The organism is Paraburkholderia panacisoli, assembly GCF_008369935.1.
Lineage (GTDB): Bacteria > Pseudomonadota > Gammaproteobacteria > Burkholderiales > Burkholderiaceae > Paraburkholderia > Paraburkholderia panacisoli.
The window spans coordinates 89,743-110,299 of the sequence record NZ_VTUZ01000006.1 but is presented as its reverse complement, the minus strand read 5'-3'; the positions used below and the strand labels follow the sequence as shown (position 1 = coordinate 110,299).

Here is a 20,557-nt window from a genome sequence, read left to right as displayed (position 1 = left end):
GTAAGCGGCTAAAGCTGGCAGCGCAAAAAGCCCCGCCGCTTTAAGCCTGCCGCTTAGCCGACCGCAACCTGACGCAACACCGGGCGACGGGTCGCTTCGATCAGGGTCGAATAGCCGTCCACATAATTCTGCGCCATCGTTCTGGAACTGAAGCGGCGCTCGAATTGCGTGCGGATTTCGGTGCGCGACAACTCGTCCAGACGCTGCAGCGCCGCCACCGCGCCCTGCACGTCCTCGACAATGTAGCCCGTCACGCCGTGGTCGATCACTTCCGGCACCGACCCGCGGTTGAACGCAATCACCGGCGTGCCGCACGCCATCGATTCGATCATCACGAGGCCGAACGGCTCCGACCAGTCGATCGGGAAGAGCAACGCCTTCGCGCCGGACAGGAACTCGGGTTTCTGCGCCTCGTTGATCTCGCCGACGAATTCCACGTGCGCCATCGACAGCAGCGGCTCGATCTCGCGCTTGAAATACTCCTGATCGACCTTGTCCACCTTGGCGGCGATCTTCAGCGGCAAACCGCTTTGTGCAGCGATCTTGATAGCTGTATCGACGCGCTTTTCCGGGCAAATACGACCGAGGAACGCCAGGTACTCCGGCTTCTTGTGCGCCTGCGGCGTCAGTAACTGTTCCGGCAGACCGTGATAAATGGTGTTGAGCCAGTTCGCCTGTGGCAGCGGCAAACGCTGCGAATCGGAAATCGACACCACCGGCACGTTGGAAAAAGCGTCGAATACCGGTTGCAGTTCCGGCAGATCGAGACGGCCGTGCAGCGTGGTCACGAACGGCGTGTCCATCGTGGTGAAGAGCGGGAACGGCATGTAATCGAGGTGAAAGTGCAGCACATCGAATTCATGGGCGATCTTGCGCACCTTTTCCATCATCAGCACGTGCGGCGCCAGCGCGTCGCGGATCGTCGGATCGAGGCGCAGCGCGCGCGGCCAGGACGCTTCGAGATTCGCGGACGTGACCGAGTCGCCGCTCGCAAACAGCGTGACATCGTGGCCGAGATCGACCAGAGCTTCGGTCAGATACGACACGACGCGTTCGGTGCCGCCATAAAGTTTCGGCGGGACGGCTTCGTACAGCGGCGCAATTTGTGCGATTCGCATGCGGTTTTCTCCTGTTCACAACGGCTTCGCACAACTGCACTCGAATAGAGCGAGGAGCGAATGCCTGACGGACGGTTGGGCGCGGTAAGCCGCCGCCCGGGGGTGCTCCGAACTTGCATCGGGTATTCCCTTAGCGTCCATTATCGGGATCGGCCGCGCTAATTCGAGTCATTTTTCAAACACTTAAGGTTGTTACAGCGCGAAACACCCCCCGTTACAGGTCATGTGGACGGCCGTCCCGATAGTCGGGACGGCCGGTGCGAGCGGCATAATCAAACGCTGAATAGTGGCTGATAGACGATAGCAATTCGCGTGCCCGAGCCGTTCTGAAGTCTTAAGGGAGTCTTTAACGCAGTCACATTGCATAAGCGTGAAAAGTCTTATAATCTTTTTCAACGCTACAACGGCGCGCATGGTGAGTCACCGGGAACTCACAATCAGTCATTCTCCGCCACACAAGAATATTTAACGCGCATTACGCGTCCCAAGCCGCGCGCCATTTCGGTCGATTCCGTTTTTCCTCGCATTCGCCTTTGTAGGAAAAATTCCTACAACAATGACGGATTAATCCGTCAAACAGGCTGGGTGTCTCTCCGATTTTCGACCGCTTCCCCTTTCGCCACAATGCTTGCAAGACCAGAGACGAGCCGATCCGTGCGGTTTCAGTGCGCGCATTCGAGCAAACGTTTCCGTAACGGCCTGACCAGCCAGATACACCCCGGGGGAATCAATGAGCGCGACAAGCGAAATGCTCAATGAGATCAGAGAAGTCAATCTGTCGTATCTCCTGCTCGCGCAGCGCCTGCTGCGCGAAGACAAGCCGATGGGCATGTTTCGCATGGGGATTTCCGACCAGCTAGCCGATGTGCTCGCCAATCTGTCGTTGGCGCAGACCGTCAAGCTGGCGGCGTCCAATCAGGTGTTGTGCCGTTTCCGTTTCGACGACCATGCCGTGCTGTCCGCGCTCGCCGACAAAGGCAAATCGAGCGCCGTGGCCCAGGCGCATTCCGCGATCCTGATGGCGAGCCAGCCCGTCGAGCAACTCGGCTGATGGCGGCCTCTTTCTCACACAAAGCGATCGGGCGGGGAGATCGGCGAGCGGATGGCCTATAAAAGCGTCGTACTCGAAGTCAGGGAAATCACCCTGGCCATCGAACTGATCGAACTTGGCGCGCGTTTGCAATTGCTGGAAGCGGAAACCAGTCTGTCGCGCGACCGGCTCATCAAGTTGTACAAGGAACTGAAAGGGGTGTCGCCGCCCAAGGGCATGTTGCCGTTTTCGACCGACTGGTTCATGACCTGGCAGCCGAACTTTCACTCATCGCTGTTCTACAACATCTACTGTTTCATGGCCGGACACGGCGGCTGCCTGACGATCCAGTCGATCGTGAAGAGCTACCGGCTCTATCTGGAGCACGTTCAGCTGCACGACGACGAGCCGGTGCTCAGCCTCACGCGCGCGTGGACGCTGGTGCGCTTCTTCGACTCCGGCATGTTGCAGATGACCGCCTGCTGTCGCTGCGGTGGACGTTTTGTCGCACACGCGCACGATCCGCAGCATGCGTTCGTGTGCGGGCTGTGCCAGCCGCCGTCGCGGGCAGGTAAGACAAAGAAATTTGCCGACGCCAAGGCCCGCGAGAGTCTCGCTGCACTGGCGGTCTGAACGCCGCCGCAGCGGGCGGCTCGCAGCGCGGGCCGCTGGCTTTTCCGTCCGGCGGGCGGCGCGGGCCGCCAGGCAGGCTTCCCGGCCATCCGGCTCCAGCGCCGCAGCTATCCTCCCGACTGCTCTCGCCGGGTGAGCCCCGTCCGTCCTCGTTGCGCCGCTGCGCGCCTCTGGTTTACACCAGACCACCGACCCGCTTTTCCACCAAAGTTTTCTGCTCCGTTGCCGTAAACCAGATTAACGACGGTTACCGTCGCTTCTTTGTGAGGGCTCGGCAGTGCTGATTTTCGTGGGAACACTCGTGACGCTTTTGTCCGTTTTCGGCGGTTACGCGCTGGAAGGCGGCCATCTCGGCGCGCTGCTGCAGCCCGTTGAAGTGCTGATGATCGTCGGCGCCGGCCTCGGCGCGTTCATTCTCGGTAACGGAATGAAGACCATCAAGGCGACGCTGCGCGTCATTCCGACCCTGTTCAAGGGCGCGAAGTACAACAAGGACGTCTACATGGAGCTGATGGCGCTCCTCTACGTCCTGCTGGCCAAGGCGCGCAAGGAAGGCACGCTGACGCTGGAAGCCGATATCGACGATCCGTCGAAGAGCCCGATCTTCACCCAGTATCCGAAGATTCTCGCCGACCATCACATCATCGAGTTCCTGACCGACTACCTGCGTCTGATGGTCGGCGGCAACATGAACGCGTTCGAGATCGAAAGCCTCATGGACGAGGAGATCGAGACGCATCACCACGAAGGCGAAGCGCCCGCGCATGCGCTGACCAAGGTCGGCGACGCGATGCCGGCGTTCGGCATCGTGGCGGCGGTGATGGGCGTGGTGCACACCATGGCCTCGGCCGACAAGCCGCCAGCGGTGCTCGGCGAGATGATCGCGCAGGCGCTGGTCGGCACCTTCCTCGGCATTCTGCTTTCGTACGGGCTGATCAGCCCGCTCGCGAGCGTCGCCGAACAGCGCGTGACCGAGTCGACCAAGATGTTCCAGTGCATCAAGGTGACGATTCTGGCGAGCTTGAACGGCTACGCGCCCGCGATTGCCGTCGAGTTCGGCCGCAAGGTGCTCTTCTCGACCGAACGCCCGTCGTTCGCCGAGCTGGAAGAGCACGTGCGCCGCGTCAAGGCAAAGTAATCAGAGCGCGCCCGGAACCGAATCGATGAGCAAGGACAAAGACCGCGCGATCGTCGTCAAGCGCTCCGCGCCGAAGAAGTCCGGCCACCACGGCGGCGCGTGGAAGCTCGCTTACGCGGACTTCATGACCGCGATGATGGCGTTCTTCCTGCTGATGTGGCTGCTGAGTTCGGCGTCCACCGTGCAGTTGAGGGGCATCGCCGATTACTTCAACCAGCCGTTGAAGATCACGCTGTGGGGCGGCGACCGCAGCGCCGAAGACTCGAGCATTTTGAAGGGCGGCGGGCGCGATATCTCGACCGACGCGCAAGGCGTGACGCGCTCCACCGACGGTTCGAGCAGCCGCTCCGAGCGCTCCGTCTCGCACAACAACGAAGACTCGATGAAGCAGTTGCAGGGCGAGTTGGAGCGTCGCGAACAGGTTCGCCTGCACGACCTGCAGGTCAAGCTGATGGCCGCGATCGAAGCGAACCCGGTGCTGCGCCAGTTCAAGCAGCAGATCCGCATCGATTCGACGCTGACCGGCTTGCGCATCGAGATCGTCGACTCGCAGAAGCGGCCGATGTTCGCGACCGCGAAAGACCAGGTGGAGCCGTACATGCGCGACATCCTGCGCGAAATCGGCCACACGCTGAACGACGTGCCGAACCGCATCATCGTGCAGGGGCACACCGACGCCGCGCAATACGCGGGCGGCGAGAAGGGCTACAGCAACTGGGAACTGTCCGCGGACCGCGCCAATGCGTCGCGCCGCGAGCTGATCGCCGGCGGCATGGATGAGGCGAAGGTGATGCGCGTGCTCGGCCTCGCGTCGACGCAGAACCTGAACAAGGCGGACCCGATGGACCCGGAGAACCGCCGCATCAGCATCATCGTGCTGAACAGGAAGTCGGAGGAGGCGTTGAATCACGACGACTCCACCACGACCACCTTGTCGGACGACGCAGCCGGCTCCAAACCGCTGCTGCAAAAACTTGCGCAACCGGTGACGGTTGCACCGAAGGTGCCGACGGCAGCGCCGGCGGCCCAGTAACAGACAGCGATCGCCTAGCCCGATCATGCGCCCCACTGGCGCAGACGGCCGGCGATTTCGAGCGCGAAGCGCAGCGAGGTTTTCATGATCAGGCACATCCTGGCAATCGACGATTCGGCATCGATGCGGCAAATGCTTGCCGCGACGCTGACGGCGGCCGGCTATGAGGTGACGCTCGCGGCGGACGGCAACGAAGGGCTCGAAAACGCGCTCGCGATGTCGTTCGACCTCGTGCTGACCGACCAGTACATGCCGGGCAAAACCGGCCTCGATCTGATCACCGCGCTGCGCGGCAACCCGGCTTATCAGGCCACGCCCATCCTCGTCCTCACGACGGAATCGGGCGAGCCGTTCAAGGCGGCGGCGCGGGCGGCGGGCGCGACCGGCTGGATCGAAAAGCCGCTCGACCCCGACATGCTGACCGAACTGGTGGCGGCACTGGCCGAACCCGATCCCGCGTAAGCGCCACTCATAGACACGTTATAGAAAGCTCTCGACGCGGCGGCACGCTAGCCCACGCCTAGACAGGAACTCTCGCGGTGACCCAGGCATGACACTCGACATCACTCAGTTCTATCAGACGTTTTTCGACGAAGCGGACGAACTGCTCGCACAGATGGAGCAGTTGCTGCTCAATCTGAATATCGCTCAACCGGACCCGGAAGACCTCGCGGCGATTTTCCGCGCGGCGCATTCGATCAAGGGCGGTGCGGCGACCTTCGGCTTTACCGCGCTGACGGAGACGACCCACATTCTCGAATCGCTGCTCGACCGCGCGCGCAATAACGAACTCGTGCTGCGCAAGGACATGATCGACACGTTCCTCGAAACCAAGGACGTGCTGTCCGGCCAGCTCGCCGACTATCGGGCGAGCGCCGAGCCGGACGCGGCGGTGGCGCGTGCGATTTGCGCGAAGCTCGAACAGTTGAATGCGGAGAGTCTTTTCGGCGGCGCGCCCCAGGCGGCGGCGCCGGTTGCAGCACAGGCAGTAGCAGTGGCAGCACAACGCGGTACCCCGCCCGAGCACGTCGTCGAACAGGCGGTGCAGGCAGCAGCGGGTGAATGGACTGACGGCGAACCGGCACAGACCGGGCAAGCCGTGGGGGCAGGCGCGGTCGACGGCATCGCCGAGAACGCCGGCCCTCATCTGAAAATTACGCTACGGGGCGTTGGTGAGAAGGACCAGGAACTGCTGGCCGAAGAGCTCGGCAACCTGGGCAACATTGTCGGGCAGGTCAAGAGCGGCGGCGATCTGATGCTGTGGCTCGCGACCGATGTGACCTCCGACGACATCATCGCCGTGTGCTGTTTCGTGATCGACGAAAGTCAGATCTCGATCGGCCGCGGCAAAGCACCGGCGGACGACACGCAGCAAGGCGAACCTGGAACGCCTGACGCTGCCGCCTCGTCCCCGGCGCAAGCAACACGTGCGGCTCATGCGGAGCACGCGGCATCTCCGGCGCCGGCAGCCGGCATCGCCGCACCTTCCAGCACGGCCCCGCACGGACTGTTCGACGCACCGGCCAGCGCGCCGGCAGCGCCGGCGCCCGCTTCGGTCCAGCAGGCGGCGGCGCACAGCCAGGCGTCGGCAGGGGCGGCGAACACGGCGCCTGCGGCATCCGGCGCGACCGCCGAACACGACCGCAAGGCCGGCCGTCCGGCTGCTGCCGCAGCAGGCGCGGAAGGCAGCTCGATTCGCGTCGGTGTCGAAAAGGTCGATCAGCTAATCAACCTGGTCGGCGAACTGGTGATCACGCAAGCGATGCTCGCGGAAACCACCAGCACCTTCGACCCGGCGCTGCATGACCGGCTCTTCAACGGCATGGCGCAGCTCGAACGCAATGCGCGCGATCTGCAGGAAGCCGTGATGTCGATCCGCATGATGCCGATGGATTACGTGTTCAGCCGCTTCCCGCGTCTGGTGCGCGATCTGGCGGCGAAACTCGGCAAGGAAGTGGAACTCGTCACCTTCGGTCAGGCGACCGAACTCGACAAGAGCCTCATCGAACGGATCATCGATCCGTTGACTCACCTCGTGCGCAACAGTCTCGACCACGGCATCGAAACCGTGGAAGCGCGGCGCGCGGCGGGCAAGGATTCGACCGGCCAGCTGGTGCTGTCGGCGGCACATCACGGCGGCAACATCGTGATCGAAGTCAGCGACGACGGCGCGGGCCTGCGCCGCGACAAGATTCTCGCGAAGGCGGCCAAGCAAGGCATGCAGGTCAGCGAAACGATGTCCGACGAAGAAGTCTGGAACCTGATTTTCCTGCCGGGCTTCTCGACGGCGGAACAGGTCACCGACGTGTCGGGCCGCGGCGTCGGCATGGACGTGGTGAAGCGCAACATCCAGTCGATGGGCGGTCACGTCGAAATCACCTCGCATGCCGGCAAGGGCAGCACCACGCGCATCGTTCTGCCGCTCACGCTGGCGATTCTCGACGGCATGTCGGTGAAGGTCGGCAACGAGATCTTCATTCTGCCGCTGAACTTCGTGATGGAGTCGCTGCAGCCGCAAGCCGACGACATCTACACGGTGGCCAACGGCGAGCGCGTGGTGCGCGTGCGCGGCGAATATTTGCCGCTCGTCGCGTTGCACGAAGTGTTCAACGTTGAGGACGCGAAGCAGGAACCGACGCAAGGCATCGTCACCATCATGCAGACCGAAGGGCGCCGCTTTGCGATGCTGATCGACGAACTGGTGGGGCAGCAGCAGGTGGTCGTGAAGAATCTGGAAACGAACTACCGCAAGGTGCACGGCATTTCCGCCGCCACCATTCTCGGCGACGGCAGTGTCGCGCTGATCGTGGACGTGGCGGCGCTGAACCGCGAAACGCGGAACGCGCACAGCGCGATGAGCCTCGCATGATCACCGTCACGCTCGCACGACGCACAGCATTCGCAACACTCATTCAACTCATTTCATCCCAACCGTTTGGGGGCTAACGTGGCAGAAGTCCAATCCATCAATTCGAGCAGCGCGAACGCGAACGGTACGAGCAGCCGCCGCGACGCGCAGCAGGCGGACGCCGGCGGTCAGGAATTCCTCGTCTTCACACTCGGCGCCGAAGAGTACGGCATCGACATTCTCAAAGTGCAGGAAATCCGCGGCTACGACAACGTGACGCGTATCGCCAATGCGCCCGAGTTCATCAAGGGCGTGATCAATCTGCGCGGCATCATCGTGCCGATCGTCGACATGCGCATCAAGTTCCATCTGGGCCGCGTCGAGTACGACCATCAGACGGTCGTGATCATCCTGAACGTCGCGCATCGCGTGGTCGGGATGGTGGTGGACGGCGTGTCGGACGTGCTGACGCTCGCCACCGATCAGATCATGCCGGCGCCGGAATTCGGCGCGACGCTGACGACCGAGTACCTGACGGGTCTGGGCACCGTCGACGGCCGCATGCTGATTCTGATGGACATCGAAAAGCTGATGACCAGCCGTGAAATGGCGTTGATCGAAACGCTCGGCGGTTGAGAGGAAACAGCGGGAAAACAGCGGTGAATCGCGAACGAGAGACAGGAAAGGGAGCGTCAAGATGCTGAGCAGGTGGTCGATCCGCACGTCGTTGACGATGGTGGGGGTCCTTCTGGTTGCGCTGACCGTAGTGGTCGGCGCGCTTGGGCTAACCGCGCTGAATCGCGCGAGCCAGTCGCTCGACCGCATCGCGCGCGGCGACCTGGTGGCGATTCATGCAATCGACGACGCGGCCTCGTATCTGCTGCGTTCGCGGGTCGCGGTGGACCGCTTCAACACGCTGTCGGCGGCGGGCAACGCCGACGAGGCGAAGAAAGCGATCGACCGCGCGCAGGAACTGCTGGCGCTGGGCAACCAGAGCTGGCAGACCTATCTCGACGCGCCGAAGCCCGGCATCGATCAGGCGCTGCTCGACGATGTGCTCGCCAAACGCACGGCGGTGATGCACGACGGCGTCGAGCCGGAGTTCGCGGCGCTGAACGCGAACGACATGGCCGCCTATCATGCGGTCGCCGATACGAAGATCAGCCCGATGTTCATCGCGTACGACGCGGCGGCGGCCGCGGTCGTCAAGGCGTTGCAGAAGAGCGTGATGGACCAGCAGGCGAACGCACAAGCGAACGCGTCGCTGATGATGACGCTGATCGTCGCGGTGACGGTTCTCGCGTTGCTGCTGGTGGTGGGCATCCGCTTCGCGCTGCGCGGTCTGATCGTGCAGCCGCTGAAAGACGCGACGGCCTGCTTCGAGCGGATCGCGTCGGGCGATCTGTCCGAGAAGATCGAGGTGTACAGCCACAATGAAATCGGCCATTTGTTCGACGGCATCAAGCGGATGCAGGAAAGCCTCGCGACGATGGTGAAGGCGGTTCACAGCAGCGCGGAGTCGATCGACACAGGCGCGCGCGAAATCGCGATGGGCAACACCGATCTGTCGCAACGCACCGAACAGCAGGCCGCGTCGCTGCAGGAAACCGCGTCGAGCATGGAGCAGCTGACCGGCACCGTGCGGCAGAACACCGAGAACGCGCGCCAGGCGAGCCAGCTCGCCGTCAACGCGTCGGACATCGCCACGCGCGGCGGCGATGTGGTGAGCCAGGTCGTCACGACAATGCAGGACATCGCGACCAGTTCGAACAAGGTCGTCGACATCATCGGCGTGATCGAAGGCATTGCGTTTCAGACCAATATTCTCGCGCTGAATGCGGCGGTCGAAGCCGCGCGCGCCGGCGAACAGGGCCGCGGTTTCGCGGTGGTGGCCGGCGAAGTGCGCAGCCTCGCGCAGCGCAGCGCGAGCGCCGCGAAGGAAATCAAGGAATTGATCGGCGACTCCGTCGACAAGGTGCAAAGCGGTTCGACGCTGGTCGGCCGCGCCGGCGCGACGATGGACGAGATCGTGCAGGCGGTGCGCCGCGTGACCGACATCATGGGCGAAATCAGCGCGGCGTCCGAGGAGCAGTCGGGCGGCATCGAACAGGTGAATCGCGCGGTCGTGCAGATGGACGAAGTCACGCAGCAGAATGCCGCGCTGGTCGAACAGGCGGCGGCTGCGGCGGCGTCGCTCGAGGATCAGACGCGTCAGTTGCAGACGGTGGTGGATGGTTGGAAGGTCGCAGGCGCTCAGACGCGCGGCGGCTCGGCAGCGGTGCGACCGCAGGCGGCGGCGCGTGTGAATGGCGGCGCGGGCCGGCAGTCGGCTAAAGCCGGGGCGCATGCGTCGACGGCGAATGGCGCGGCGCATCCGGTGGCAAGCAACGCAAATGCGGCAAACGCGGCGAGCGCGGTGAGCGGAAACAGCGGGGCATCGTCCGCGAACTCCGCGCCGGCTTCAACGAGCCACGATGCAGGCGCGCGCGTCGAACCGGCGCTCAAACCGAAGACGCCTCGCGCCGCAACCCAACCCGCTGCACGCCCGACTCTTGCGAGCCCGGCCGCAGCGAGCGCTGACGCGGATTGGGAAACGTTCTAGAAAGTGGCACAAAGACATGCAGTCATTCGGCATCTCGTCCGTTGATGGACGAATCATCGAAGCACGCCGGTATGGCGTGTCGCGGGCCGACTGGATGTTCGCAGACCTTGCGGGAGGGCGCGACCCCGCGAACACAATTGGTACTGCCCAGGAGTCCGCTTCGGGTGGCAAACGGAATGGCTCGTATCGCAGGCAGGCATTCACATGATGACAACGCGCGCACAGCAACGTCCCGAACGGGCAAGTCCCGAACGGGCAAGTCCTGAACGGGCAAGTCCTGAACGGGCACGTCCTGAACGGGTGGACCCGGGCAGGCCCTCTGACCAGGCACGGGATTTCGAATTCACGTCTGCGGATTTCGCACGCATCCGCGAACTGATTCATCGCAGCGCGGGCATTTCGCTGTCGGACCACAAACGCGACATGGCATACAGCCGCCTCGCGCGCCGCTTGCGCGCGCGCGGCCTCGACACGTTCCGGCAGTATCTCGATCTGCTCGAAGCGGAAAACGATCCGGCCGAGTGGGAAGCGTTCACCAATGCGCTGACTACCAACCTCACCGCGTTCTTCCGCGAAGCGCACCACTTTCCGATTCTCGCCGACTTCGTGCCACGTCGCGCACAGCCGGTTTCCGTGTGGTGCTCGGCGGCATCGACCGGCGAGGAGCCGTATTCGATCGCGATGACGCTGATCGAAGCGCTCGGCGACAGCGGCGCGCGCCAGGCTTCGGTGCTCGCCACCGATATCGACACCCAGGTGCTCGCGAAAGCCGAAGCCGGCGTGTACCAGTTCGACCAGGTGAAGCACCTGTCGCCCGAGCGGCTCAAGCGCTTCTTTCTGAAAGGCACCGGCGCGCATGCGGGCATGGTGAAGGTGCGCCCCGAAGTGCGCGCGTTGGTGCGCTTCGAACAACTGAACCTGACCGACCGCGATTACCAGTTGCGCTCGCAGTTCGACGCGATCTTCTGCCGCAACGTGATGATCTATTTCGACAAGCCGACGCAGGCGCAAGTGCTCGCGCGCTTCGAGCCGCTGATGAAAGCGGGCGGCCTGCTGTTCGCCGGTCACTCGGAAAACTTCACGTACGTGACGCAGGCATTCAAGCTGCGCGGCCAGACCGTCTACGAGTTGACGCGTGACGCGGCCGGCGCGCGCACGCCGTCGCGCGCAATCGGCACGGCGAGCGCAGCGGCGCATCACACGGCGAGCGGGGTGGCAGCATGAGTAGCGCCCTGCCGATCGCTTCCAACCTGTATTACGACAACCACTTCCAGCGCCCCGGCGTGAAGCTGTTGCCCAACGAGTTCTACACCACGCACGAAGACATGGTGCTGGTCACCGTGCTGGGTTCGTGCGTTGCGGCTTGCATCCAGGACCGCACGGCGGGTATCGGTGGAATGAATCACTTCATGCTGCCCGACGACGGCGCGGACGTCGCGCAAGCCGCGTCGGATTCGATGCGCTACGGCGCGTACGCGATGGAAGTGCTGATCAACGAACTGATCAAGGCCGGCGGCCGGCGCGAGCGCTTCGAAGCGAAGGTATTCGGCGGCGGCGCGGTGCTCGCCGGCATGACGACGATGAACATCGGCGACCGCAATTCGGAGTTCGTGCGCCGCTATCTGGCGCTCGAAAAGATCCGCATCGTCGCCGAGGATTTGCAGGGCTCGCATCCGCGCAAGGTCGCCTACATGCCGCGCACCGGCCAGGTGATGGTGAAGAAATTGCGCCTGCAACAGGAAGCGGGCGTGGCCGAGCGCGAGCAGGCGCTCGTGCGGCAGAGCGCCGAGGCGCGCGCCGAGCGGCTCGCGGCGGCGCGCAAGCGCGTCGAACTGTTCGCGGCGCCGGCCGCCGCGCGGCCGAGAATCGAACTGTTCGGCGCGAACCCGCGCGCCCTTAATTCAAACAACGCCAGAACCACAGAGGAGGCGTGAGCGCTGTGCAAAAGATCAAAGTACTGTGCGTCGACGATTCGGCGCTGATCCGCAGCCTGATGACCGAGATCATCAATGGCCAGCCGGACATGAGCGTCGTGGCGACCGCACCCGATCCGCTGGTCGCGCGCGAACTCATCAAGCAGCACAACCCGGATGTGCTGACGCTCGACGTCGAAATGCCGCGCATGGACGGCCTCGACTTCCTCGAGAAGCTGATGCGTCTGCGGCCGATGCCGGTCGTGATGGTGTCGTCGCTGACCGAGCGCGGCAACGAAATCACGCTGCGCGCGCTGGAGCTGGGCGCGGTCGATTTCGTCACCAAGCCGAAGGTCGGCATTCGCGACGGCATGCTCGACTACTCGGAAAAGCTCGCCGACAAGATTCGCGCGGCGGCCCGCGCGCGCGTGCGCCAGGCCGCACCGGCGCAGCATGCGGCGGCGCAGGCCGCGCATGCGCCGGTGGGCGCCGCGCCGCTGTTCAACAATCCGCTGCTCAGTACCGAGAAGCTGATCATCGTCGGCGCGTCGACGGGCGGCACCGAAGCGATCCGCGAAGTGCTGGTGCCGCTGCCACCGGATGCACCCGCGGTGCTGATCGCGCAGCACATGCCGCCGGGGTTTACGAAATCTTTTGCGCAACGCCTCAATGGTTTGTGCCGGATTACCGTTAAAGAAGCAGAGCACGGCGAACGTGTGCTGCCTGGCCACGCGTATATCGCGCCCGGCCACGCGCATCTGCTGCTGGCGCGCAGCGGCGCGAACTACATCGCGCATCTGTCGGACGAGCCGCCGGTCAACCGGCATCGTCCGTCGGTCGACGTGCTGTTCCGCTCGGCCGCGCAGCATGCGGGCAAGAACGCGGTCGGCGTGATCCTGACGGGGATGGGACGCGACGGCGCCGCTGGACTGCTGGAGATGAAAAAAGCAGGGGCCTACACCCTTGCGCAGGACGAGGCGAGCTGCATCGTGTTCGGCATGCCGCGCGAAGCAATTGCGCTCGGCGCGGCGGACGAAATCGCGGCGCTGCCGGAAATGAGCCGACGCGTGATGGCGCGTTTGTCGTCGATGGGCGATCGCGTACAGCGGGTATGATGCGGGCCGGATAGTTTGAGGCGGTCAAGCGCCGCAATATGGAACAAGCAAAGGGAATGACATGGATAAGGGAATGAAGATTCTGGTGGTTGACGACTTTCCGACGATGCGCCGGATTGTCCGCAACCTGCTCAAGGAGCTGGGCTACTCGAACGTCGACGAAGCGGAAGACGGCCAAGCCGGTCTCGCACGTTTGCGCGGAGGCACCTACGACTTCGTGATCTCCGACTGGAACATGCCGAACCTCGACGGTCTGGCAATGCTCAAGGAAATCCGCGCCGACGCCCACCTCACGCATCTGCCGGTGCTGATGGTGACGGCCGAATCGAAGAAGGAAAACATCATCGCGGCGGCGCAGGCCGGCGCGAGCGGTTACGTCGTCAAGCCGTTCACCGCCGCGACGCTCGACGAGAAGCTCAACAAGATTCTCGAGAAGATGGCGAAAGCCGGGAGCTGACGTGACTCTGCCGACCCAAGCGCCTGACGCCGAAGCGGTCAGCGAGAGCCGTGACCACGCGTCCGACCGCATTCTCGCCCGCATCGGACAACTGACGCGCACGCTGCGCGATTCGATGCGCGAGCTCGGGCTCGACAAGCATGTCGAGCGCGCGGCGGAAGCCGTTCCCGATGCTCGCGACCGTCTGAAATACATCGCGGACATGACCGAGCAGGCCGCCGAGCGCGTGCTGTCGGCGATCGATGTCGCCAAGCCGGTCCAGGAGCAGTTGCAGAAGGACGCGGGCGAACTCGACGCGCGCTGGGAGCAGTGGTACGCGGCGCCGATCGAGCGCGAGGAAGTGCGCGCGCTGATGAACGACACGCGCACCTTCCTGCGCGGCGTGCCCGAGGCGACCAGCGCGACCAATGCGCAGCTGATGGAGATCATGCTGGCGCAGGACTTCCAGGATCTGACCGGCCAGGTCATCAAGAAGATCACGGATGTCGTGTACCTGATCGAGCAGCAGTTGCTCGGCGTGCTGGTCGAGAACATCGCGCTCGAACGGCGCGAGCAGTTCGCGGCGAACGCGGCGGCACTGGCAGCCGAAGTGTCGCCGACCGGCAGCCCCGAACATCTGCTGAACGGTCCGCAGATCAATCCGGAAGGCAAGGCGGATGTAATGCAGGACCAGTCGCAGGTCGACGATCTGCTCGCCAGCCTCGGCTTCTGACGCGGCCGGGCGCCTCGTCGCGTAAGCTCGCCGCGCGCAACTGTGTCACACCATCCGCGCGCGGTTTCATCAGACGACCATCCGGACGCCGCGCGCGGCCCGGATGTGTGGCAAGCCACGCCCGCGCGTGCGCTTGCTGTCTCCTGACACGAACCACAGGCATACTACGAACTCGAGCAGCGGCACCCCGCTCCGGCAACGAGCATTCGCCGGCCGGTGGCACGGTGAGGAGGCTCCTTCCCAAGTGCGACCGCAGCAGTGCCGTATCATCTGCGTACACGCAGCCGGTTCGCGCGCCTTGCGAGCCAGGCCATAGTTCGGGAGGAGCATTGTCATGTGGAGTCGTGTACGCCGCGCCGGAATCGTTTCGGCGCTAGCCTTTTTCTGTTCGTTGTCCGCCGTGCAGCCCGCTCACGCGGGCCTGGGCGGCGCCCCGATGACGCCGCCCACGGACGCGTCGGTTTCTTCCCGCGTCGTCCAGCCTGCCGGAAGCGCGGTCAACTCCGCGCAGGGCGTGATGCGCTCGGCATCGAGCGCCACGTCCTCCACGTCGGCTTCCGCGTCCTACACCGTGCGTGAAACCACGCTCGGCAACGGTACCGTGGTCCGCGAATATCTCGCCGCTGACGGCGCCGTGTTCGGCATCGCGTGGCGCGGCCCGCAAATGCCGGATCTGAACGATCTGCTCGGCAGCTATTTCCCGCAATACGTGGCGGGCGTGAAGGCCGCGCGCGCGGCACGCGGCGGCGGCCACGGCCCCGTCAGCGTCGATCAGAGCGGTCTCGTGGCGCGCTCCGGCGGCCATATGGGCGCGTTCAGCGGCCAGGCGTGGCTGCCGTCCGCGCTGCCCGCCGGCGTCAGCGGCTCCGACATCCAGTAATGGCAAGGACGACCATGCGACCCATCCATATTGGTGTGAATCTCAAAGACCGGCTGCGCGCCGCGCTGGCCGTCGCGCTGCTGGCAACCCTCGCCGCGTGCGGTGGCGGCGGAGACAGCGGCAGCTCCAACAACAATTCGAACATCCTGAACGGCGGTTCGCTGCCGCCCAGCCCGACCCAGCAGCCGATTGCCGCGACCGCCGCGAACACCGTGCCGATCACGGTCGGCAGGGGCCTGAGCGGCGTTATCAACATTCCGTCGGTCAGTGTGAGAATTTGCGCGCCCGGTTCGACGTCGATCTGCCAGACCGTCGACAACATCCAGCTCGACACCGGTTCGTTCGGACTGCGGGTGGTCAGCTCCGCGCTTAATGCGCCGCTGCTCAACGTGCTGCCGCCCAGCACCGTGGGTAGTAACAACGCGCAGCTCGCCGAGTGCGCAACCTTCGCCGACGGCTTCACCTGGGGCACGGTGCGCACCGCGACCATCGCGATCGGCGGCGAGACCACGACAACCGCCATCCCGCTGCAGATCATCGGCGACAAGGACGCGAGCACGGTGCCTGCGGGCGGTTGCGGCGGCGGGTCGCCGGAAAACACGGCCGGCGATCTCGGCGCCAACGGCATACTCGGCGTCGGCACCGCGCTGACCGATTGCGGCGCGACCTGCGCAAACCCGGCGACCGCCCAGACCTACAGCAACTACTTTGCGTGTCCGGGCGGAACGTCGTGTACCCGTACCGCGGTGCCGCTCAATCAGCAGGTCGCCAATCCGGCGGCGAACTTCGCGGCCGACAACAACGGCTTGATCGTGCAGATGCAGCCGGTGCCGAACGGGGGCGCAGCGTCGGCCACCGGCACGCTGGTGTTCGGGATCAACACACAGACGAACAATGCGCTCGGCGGGGCGCAGGTCTTCACCACCGACCCCTTTGGCGACCTCAACAACAGCACCTTCAACGGCACGACGGTGCAGGCGTTCCTCGATTCGGGCTCGAACGCCTATTTCTTCACCGATGGCTCGCTCGCACAGTGCGGCAGTAATTTCACCGGCTTCTACTGCCCGTCATCCGCGCAAACCCGCTCGATTACGCTGGTCGGCTTGAACAAGGTGACGACGAACGCGAACATCGGCATTCTCAGTGCGGCCACGCTGTTCGGCAACGTCAGCAACTACGCGTTCAACAACCTTGCCGGACAGATCGGCGGCAACAGCAGCTTCGACCTCGGTCTGCCATTCTTCTATGGCCGTCATGTGTTCTACGGCTTCGACAGAACCTCGACCGGCGGCGCTTCGCCTTTCGTCGCCTTCTGACGCGTCGCACCAGGGTCGACGCCAACGCCGGAGACGCCCGCGCGCAAAACGCGCGGGCGTCTCGCACTCATCCGTCGAAATACCCCCCTTTCTCCGCCTTTATCCGCCGATCGCCGCTTGCGTCGAGCGGGAATAATCGCTCTCACTGGAAAGAGGCGCCGTGCCTCGGCCGACTGGAGAGCTTGTGTGGCAGAGGACAGCGACCTCGAAAAAACCGAATCAGCCACTCCCCGGCGCCTGCAGAAGGCGCGCGAGGAAGGGCAGATCGTGCGCTCGCGGGAACTGTCGACGTTCGCGCTGCTGGCGGCGGGGTTCTACGGCGCGTGGGGGATGTCCGGCAGTATCGGCGAGCATTTGCAGAACATGCTGCGTGCGTCGCTCACGTTCGACCACGCCAGCAGTTTCGAGACCCGCCGGATGCTGATCGGCGCGGGCGCCGCGAGCCGCGAAGGCCTGTACGCGCTGCTGCCGGTACTCGGCTTCACCGGACTCGCCGCGCTGCTCGCGCCGCTGGCGCTGGGCGGCTGGCAACTGTCGGCGAAAGGGTTCGAGGCGAAGTTCAGCCGGCTCAACCCGATTGCAGGTTTCGGCCGGATGTTTTCGATCAACGGGCCGATCCAGCTCGGCATGTCGCTTGCGAAGACGCTGGTGGTGGGGATCATCGGCGGCACGGCGATCTGGAATCGCCGTGAAGAAATTCTTGCGCTCGCCACCCAGCCGCTGAATCTCGCGCTAGCCAATTCCATGCATCTGATCGCCGTGTGCTGCGGGATGACGGTGGCCGGCATGTTCGCGGTGGCGGCGCTGGATGTGCCGTACCAACTGTGGCAGTTTCACAAGAAGCTGCGCATGACGAAGGAAGAAGTGAAGCGCGAGCATCGCGAAAGCGAAGGCGATCCGCACATCAAGGGCAAGATTCGCCAGCAGCAGCGCGCCATTGCGCGTCGCCGGATGATGGCGGAGGTGCCCAAGGCCGACGTGGTGGTGACCAACCCGACGCACTTTGCGGTCGCGCTGCGCTACACCGACGGCGAGATGCGCGCGCCGAAGGTGGTCGCCAAGGGCGTGAACCTGGTGGCCGCGCGGATTCGCGAACTGGCCGCCGAGCACAACGTGCCGCTGCTCGAAGCGCCGCCGCTCGCGCGCGCGCTGTATCACAACGTCGATCTGAACCGCGAGATTCCCGGCCCGCTGTATGGCGCGGTCGCCGAGGTGCTCGCGTGGGTGTATCAGTTGCGACGCTTCAAAACCGAAGGCGGCGTCGTGCCGGTCGCACCGACCGAGCTCGACGTGCCGGCGGAACTCGACAAAGGCGGCGTATCGGATGAAGAAGCCGATCAGGAAGTCGCCGACGTACTCAACCCCGACAACCCCGCTAACGACGACGCTCCAGGAGCCTCCGCATGAACGCTCGCGCCGGTTTCCTCGCCCGACGGCCGGATGCCCTGAGCAGCACCAATTTGCGCGCCCTCGCCGGCCCGGTGCTGATCTGCATGATCCTCGGCATGATGATTCTGCCGTTGCCGCCGTTCCTGCTGGACCTGCTGTTCACCTTCAACATCGCGCTCTCGGTGATGGTGCTGCTCGTCAGCATGTACACGATGAAGCCGCTCGACTTCGCCGCGTTCCCGAGCGTGCTGCTGTTCTCGACGCTGCTGCGCCTGTCGCTGAACGTGGCGTCCACGCGGGTCGTGCTGCTCGAAGGCCATACCGGCCCGGACGCGGCCGGCCAGGTGATCGAGTCGTTCGGCCACTTCCTCGTGGGCGGCAACTTCGCGGTTGGTATCGTCGTCTTCATCATCCTGATGGTGATCAACTTCATGGTGATCACCAAGGGCGCGGGGCGGATCGCGGAAGTGTCCGCGCGCTTCACGCTCGACGCGATGCCGGGCAAGCAGATGGCGATCGACGCCGATCTGAACGCCGGCCTCATCAACGAAGAGCAGGCCAGGAAGCGGCGTGCGGAAGTCTCGCAGGAAGCCGAGTTCTACGGCTCGATGGACGGCGCGAGCAAGTTCGTGCGCGGCGATGCGATCGCCGGTCTGCTGATCATGGTGATCAACATCGTCGGCGGGCTGATCGTCGGGATGGTTCAGCACAATATGGACTTCGCGGCGGCGGGCAAGAACTACACGCTGCTGACGATCGGCGACGGCCTCGTCGCGCAGATTCCGTCGCTGGTGATTTCGACCGCAGCGGGCGTGATCGTGTCGCGCGTCGCGACCAACGAGGACATCGGCACCCAGCTTACCGGCCAGCTGTTCACGAATCCGCGCGTGCTGATGATCACCGGCTGCATTCTCGTGCTGATGGGCCTGATTCCGGGCATGCCGCACTTCGCATTTCTGTTGCTCGGCGGCGGTCTGATCCAGCTCGGCCGCACGATGAAAAAGCGCGCCGAGGAACGCAAGACCAGCACGGCGCTCGTCGATGTCGCGCCGGCCGCGATGACCCCGGCCGAGAACACCGAGGCGAGCTGGGACGACGTAACGATGATCGACGCGCTTGGCCTCGAAGTCGGCTACCGGCTGATTCCGCTCGTCGACAAGAACTCGGACGGCGAACTGCTCAAGCGGATCAAGAGCATCCGCAAGAAGTTCGCGCAGGAAATTGGCTTCCTGCCGCCCGTCATTCATATCCGCGACAACCTCGAATTGCGGCCGAACGGCTATCGCATCGCGCTCAAGGGCGTCGAGGTGGGTACGGGCGAAGCGTATCCGGGGCAATGGCTGGCGATCAATCCTGGCCAGGTCTCGGCCGCGCTGCCGGGCACGCCGACGCAAGACCCGGCGTTCGGGCTGCCGGCCATCTGGATCGACACGAATCTGCGCGAACAGGCGCAGGTGTATGGCTACACGGTGGTCGATTCGAGCACGGTGGTCGCGACGCATCTGAATCACCTCGTGGTGACGCACGCGTCGGAGCTGCTCGGCCGCCGCGAAGTGCAGGCGCTGCTCGAACGGATGCAGAAAGACACGCCGTCGCTGGTCGACGATCTGGTGCCGAAGACGCTGCCGCTCACCACGCTGCAAAAGGTGCTGCAAAACCTGCTGGAAGAAGGCGTGCCGATCCGCGACCTGCGCACGATTCTCGAAGCGCTGTCCGAACACACGCCGAAGATCACCGACGCCCACGATCTCACCGCCGCCGTGCGCCTCGCGCTGGGCCGCGCGATTACGCAGCAGTGGTTCCCCGGCACCGGCGACATGCAGGTGATGGGCCTCGATTCGAATCTGGAGCGGGTGTTGTCGCAGGCGCTCGCGACCGGCCCGAACCCGGGGCTGGAGCCGGGGCTCGCGAACACGCTGCTGAACGAAACGCAGAAGGCGATGATGCGTCAGCAGAACCTCGGCCTCGCGCCGGTGCTGCTGGTGCAGCACGCATTGCGGCCGATGCTCGCGCGCTTCCTGCGCCGCAGCCTGCCGCAGTTGAAGGTGCTCTCGTACGCGGAAGTGCCCGATACGCGCAACGTCAAGGTGGTGAATCTGATCGGCGCGCACGGCTGACGCGCGGCATGGGCAGTTGCGGCGCAGAACTCGCAACGCGCAGCCCGCAACGCGCAACTCGTCATTGCGACGATTACCGGCGCCACTTTGGGCGCCGGTTTTCATTTCGACGCCTTACTTCGCATCGGCTTGCGCGGTCCGGCGCATACGCCCGATGCCGCCGAAAGCGCCGCGCGGCCCCGCTCGGCGCCCCGTTCGAAACCCGCGTGCGCGTCCTATCGGCCGCTTTTCCATCGCGCGAATTGCCTACCTTTAA

At 64.4% G+C, this 20,557-nt stretch carries 18 protein-coding genes; 17 read left to right on the top strand and 1 reads right to left on the bottom strand.

From position 1 onward, the window contains the following. Window positions 1–53 precede the first annotated feature (53 nt). Entirely contained in the window at window positions 54–1,118 is a 1,065-nt protein-coding gene (locus FVF58_RS11190) for a glycosyltransferase family 4 protein (protein WP_149669970.1), read from the bottom strand. 730 nt (window positions 1,119–1,848) lie between these two features. Between FVF58_RS11190 and flhD the strand changes: the two genes are divergently transcribed. From flhD to flhA, 17 genes are all read left to right on the top strand, one after another. Next, window positions 1,849–2,169: a flagellar transcriptional regulator FlhD gene (gene flhD / locus FVF58_RS11185; RefSeq protein ID WP_006050893.1), complete on the top strand. Its 321-nt coding sequence runs from the start codon at window positions 1,849–1,851 to the stop codon at window positions 2,167–2,169. Window positions 2,170–2,220: 51 nt separating this feature from the next. Further along, window positions 2,221–2,781 (top strand): flagellar transcriptional regulator FlhC, encoded by a 561-nt coding sequence (gene flhC / locus FVF58_RS11180; RefSeq protein ID WP_149669969.1) that lies wholly within the window; start codon window positions 2,221–2,223, stop codon window positions 2,779–2,781. A gap of 277 nt (window positions 2,782–3,058) precedes the next feature. Beyond that, complete coding sequence (motA, locus tag FVF58_RS11175) at window positions 3,059–3,919, top strand: flagellar motor stator protein MotA (RefSeq protein ID WP_149669968.1); 861 nt, start codon at window positions 3,059–3,061, stop codon at window positions 3,917–3,919. Window positions 3,920–3,944: 25 nt separating this feature from the next. Beyond that, window positions 3,945–4,952, top strand: a complete 1,008-nt coding sequence (gene motB, locus FVF58_RS11170) for a flagellar motor protein MotB (RefSeq protein ID WP_149669967.1) — start codon at window positions 3,945–3,947, stop codon at window positions 4,950–4,952. Window positions 4,953–5,036: 84 nt separating this feature from the next. Then, window positions 5,037–5,414, top strand: a complete 378-nt coding sequence (locus FVF58_RS11165; RefSeq protein ID WP_149669966.1) for a response regulator — start codon at window positions 5,037–5,039, stop codon at window positions 5,412–5,414. 88 nt (window positions 5,415–5,502) lie between these two features. Beyond that, the gene (gene cheA / locus FVF58_RS11160; RefSeq protein ID WP_149669965.1) at window positions 5,503–7,821 is read left to right on the top strand and encodes a chemotaxis protein CheA; all 2,319 of its coding nucleotides are present in this window, start codon (window positions 5,503–5,505) and stop codon (window positions 7,819–7,821) included. A 78-nt stretch (window positions 7,822–7,899) separates the two neighbouring features. Continuing rightward, window positions 7,900–8,436, top strand: coding sequence for a chemotaxis protein CheW (locus tag FVF58_RS11155; protein ID WP_149669964.1), 537 nt, complete (start codon window positions 7,900–7,902; stop codon window positions 8,434–8,436). A 61-nt stretch (window positions 8,437–8,497) separates the two neighbouring features. Further along, complete coding sequence (locus FVF58_RS11150; protein ID WP_149669963.1) at window positions 8,498–10,402, top strand: methyl-accepting chemotaxis protein; 1,905 nt, start codon at window positions 8,498–8,500, stop codon at window positions 10,400–10,402. 204 nt (window positions 10,403–10,606) lie between these two features. Beyond that, window positions 10,607–11,626 (top strand): CheR family methyltransferase, encoded by a 1,020-nt coding sequence (locus FVF58_RS11145; protein ID WP_149669962.1) that lies wholly within the window; start codon window positions 10,607–10,609, stop codon window positions 11,624–11,626. After that, window positions 11,623–12,336 (top strand): chemoreceptor glutamine deamidase CheD, encoded by a 714-nt coding sequence (cheD, locus tag FVF58_RS11140; RefSeq protein WP_149669961.1) that lies wholly within the window; start codon window positions 11,623–11,625, stop codon window positions 12,334–12,336. The genes FVF58_RS11145 and cheD overlap by 4 nt, the downstream gene beginning before the upstream one ends. Window positions 12,337–12,341: 5 nt before the next feature. Then, entirely contained in the window at window positions 12,342–13,430 is a 1,089-nt protein-coding gene (locus FVF58_RS11135) for a protein-glutamate methylesterase/protein-glutamine glutaminase (protein WP_188130788.1), read from the top strand. 61 nt (window positions 13,431–13,491) lie between these two features. Continuing rightward, the gene (gene cheY / locus FVF58_RS11130; RefSeq protein ID WP_074281865.1) at window positions 13,492–13,887 is read left to right on the top strand and encodes a chemotaxis response regulator CheY; all 396 of its coding nucleotides are present in this window, start codon (window positions 13,492–13,494) and stop codon (window positions 13,885–13,887) included. 1 nt (window position 13,888) lies between these two features. After that, entirely contained in the window at window positions 13,889–14,599 is a 711-nt protein-coding gene (gene cheZ, locus FVF58_RS11125) for a protein phosphatase CheZ (RefSeq protein ID WP_149669959.1), read from the top strand. 334 nt (window positions 14,600–14,933) lie between these two features. After that, window positions 14,934–15,479 carry a DUF2844 domain-containing protein gene (locus tag FVF58_RS11120; RefSeq protein ID WP_149669958.1) on the top strand — a complete coding sequence of 182 codons (546 nt, stop codon included), beginning with the start codon at window positions 14,934–14,936 and terminating at the stop codon, window positions 15,477–15,479. A gap of 14 nt (window positions 15,480–15,493) precedes the next feature. Beyond that, on the top strand, window positions 15,494–16,795 hold the full coding sequence (locus tag FVF58_RS11115; protein WP_149669957.1) for a DUF3443 domain-containing protein: 1,302 nt from the start codon (window positions 15,494–15,496) through the stop codon (window positions 16,793–16,795). A 186-nt stretch (window positions 16,796–16,981) separates the two neighbouring features. Next, on the top strand, window positions 16,982–18,202 hold the full coding sequence (flhB, locus tag FVF58_RS11110) for a flagellar biosynthesis protein FlhB (RefSeq protein ID WP_149669956.1): 1,221 nt from the start codon (window positions 16,982–16,984) through the stop codon (window positions 18,200–18,202). Continuing rightward, complete coding sequence (gene flhA, locus FVF58_RS11105; RefSeq protein ID WP_149669955.1) at window positions 18,199–20,301, top strand: flagellar biosynthesis protein FlhA; 2,103 nt, start codon at window positions 18,199–18,201, stop codon at window positions 20,299–20,301. The genes flhB and flhA overlap by 4 nt, the downstream gene beginning before the upstream one ends. Window positions 20,302–20,557: the final 256 nt, after the last annotated feature.